This is a genomic window from Bacteroides sp. CAG:633, from assembly GCF_000435115.1.
Taxonomy (GTDB): Bacteria; Bacteroidota; Bacteroidia; order Bacteroidales; family Bacteroidaceae; genus Bacteroides; species Bacteroides ndongoniae.
The window spans coordinates 1-370 of the sequence record NZ_FR883044.1; positions in this window are offsets into that span (position 1 = coordinate 1).

The window sequence follows — 370 nt, forward strand, 5'->3', positions numbered from 1 at the left end:
TGCAAGTGTCGAACAAATGAATTGCAAGTGTCCCACAAACGGAATACAGGCATCTTTCATCCGACGTGTACAACACGGACTAACTCACTATTGATGAGCCAATTGCATCAAAGCAATCAGTTTCTCCTTATCCATCCTTTCCGCCTCCATCCCAGCCTAACCGGATTTTCGTCCGAAATATAAAAATCACGACACGCACCATTTCCTCAAGAAAATAGTTACAGAATTATTTGTTCGTCTGAATGAAAAACTGTACTTTTGTGCCCGATTATTCCGAACCGGGTCCGACAAAGAGCTTTCCAAGTGATTGGAGACCACCCGACGGAGCTAACTTATACATTATATATAAGAAATGTACGCAATTGTAGAA